The following is a 1865-nucleotide window of genomic DNA, read 5'->3' as shown; positions in this document are numbered from 1 at the left end:
GAGGTCGAACACCGGCACCAGCAGTCCGTGGGTGCGGAACGAACCGGCGAATCGAGAACCCTCGCCCAGGGTCAGATGTCCCGCGGCGTGCAACCGCGCGAGCGCGTTCATAAGGTCGTCCTCCGCCTCGGGACGCACCCAGCGCAGGTGGGCACGCTCGCCGGAATCGACCCACCACGGTGCGCCGACGCCGCTCTTCGGGGTCAGGCGCGCGGTCGGCATGATCGAGTCGTTCGCCCGCTGCAGCATGTCGGCGATCTCTGCCGGGACATCGGTCCCGGGCGGGAACCACCACGAGAAATCGTCGTGGACGACGATGTCGAGCGCCGAGTCGGGCGCGATGAGTTCGGCGAGCGTCTTGTCGGTGCCGGCCGGGGCATAGTCGGCGCCCGGCGCGGACCTGGTCGCCCAGTCGATCGCCTCGGCCAGTCCGGCGGCGAGATCCTCCGGGTCGGGATCGGTCTGCATCGCCACGAGTCCCTCGGGACCGCCGTCGACGTCGCGGACCAGCGCCGGCACAGCACCCGGCAGGATCGTCGCAAGGCTCACGTCGTTGCGGTCGGTCCCCGACTCGACGAGGTCGAGGCGCGCCGTCGCCGATGCGACGAACGACCGCAGCGCGACGAGATCGCATTCGGCGGCCAATCCGGCGAACGGCCGCGGCGGCGGCGCCATCGCGGCGGCCTGCCGCTCTTTGCGTGCGGCCACCCGCTCGGCCCGGTTACTCCCGGGGCGCGGCCCACTGCCCCGCTTGCTCTTCTTGCCCATGGGTTCACCTTCTCACGGCGAGTTCAGGGCACGGCATTGGCCTCGTGATGACGGAATGTGCGCACGGTCGACGCCGCGTCAGGGGCTCCAGGGCGTTCGCTATTGAGCTGGCGCGATTGAGCCGGCGTGGCGAGTCAGTCGATGGTGACGAGCCAGTCGCGGACCTTGGCCGGGCGGTTGGTGGCGACCCAGCGGACGCCGCGGTCGGCGCAGAACTGCACGTCGGAGAGTTCGTCGACGGTCCAGCAATAGGTGACGCGGCCCGAGGCGGCGGCGCGGTCGACGAGATCCGGGTATTGCCGCAGCGTCTCGACCGACGGCCCGATCCCGGTCGCCCCCGCCGCAGTCGCCGCGCTGCCGCCCAGCACCCGGGCGGTCTCGCCGAGCAGGATGGTCGGCAGCATCGGCGCGTGCCGGCGGATGCGCCACACCCCCGCCGACGAGAACGAGATCACCACCGCCCGGCTGTGGTCGGCCGACGGCGGGCTCGCCACCCCGAACTCGTGGAGCATCGCGAGCAGTTTCTGCTCCACCAGGCTGCCGTACCGGACCGGGTGCTTGGTCTCCACGAACAGCCGCACCGGCCGGCGCCAGTCGAGTGTGAGCGTCAGCAGTTCGCGCAACGTGAGCACCGAGGCCTGCTTCCCACCCGGATGCCAGCTGCCGAAATCCAGTTCGCGTAGCTGCGCGAGCGACATCTCGCTGACCACACCGGTGCCGTCGGAGGTGCGGTCCACGGTGCGGTCGTGGATGCAGACCAACTCGTGGTCGCTGGTCAGACGGACATCGCATTCGAGACCGTCGGCACCCTCGGCCAGTGCCCGCTCGTATGCGCCGATCGTGTGCTCGGGGAGGTCCTCGGACGCACCGCGGTGGGCGACCACCGCGGGCTTGCCCGACCGGGAGATCTGTTCACCGTTTGTCATGCGACCGCGACCCATCGTCGTGCCGGCACCACGTCCTCCTGCGTCTCACCGAAGACCACCTGCAACCGCTCACCCAATCGCCACGCGAACAACGCGGAGATCGCCGAGGAGAGCACCACTGCCGCGAGTCCGTTCGCACCCGTCTGGATCGAGCCCGAGAGCACCCCGACG

2 protein-coding genes are annotated in these 1865 nt (G+C 70.5%); both read right to left on the bottom strand.

Going from position 1 to position 1865, the window contains the following annotated elements; all coding sequences use genetic code 11:
* A partial coding sequence (locus GORHZ_RS20000; RefSeq protein WP_006336191.1) for a DUF5926 family protein occupies nt 1-768 on the bottom strand: 768 nt, incomplete at its 3' end.
* 134 nt (nt 769-902) lie between these two features.
* Nucleotides 903-1694 (bottom strand): glycerophosphodiester phosphodiesterase family protein, encoded by a 792-nt coding sequence (locus GORHZ_RS19995; protein WP_006336190.1) that lies wholly within the window; start codon nt 1692-1694, stop codon nt 903-905.
* Nucleotides 1695-1865 lie beyond the last annotated feature (171 nt).

It is taken from the genome of Gordonia rhizosphera NBRC 16068, assembly GCF_000298195.1.
GTDB lineage: Bacteria > Actinomycetota > Actinomycetes > Mycobacteriales > Mycobacteriaceae > Gordonia > Gordonia rhizosphera.
Note: the sequence above shows the minus strand (reverse complement) of the source record. Positions and strands in the feature narration are given on the sequence as shown.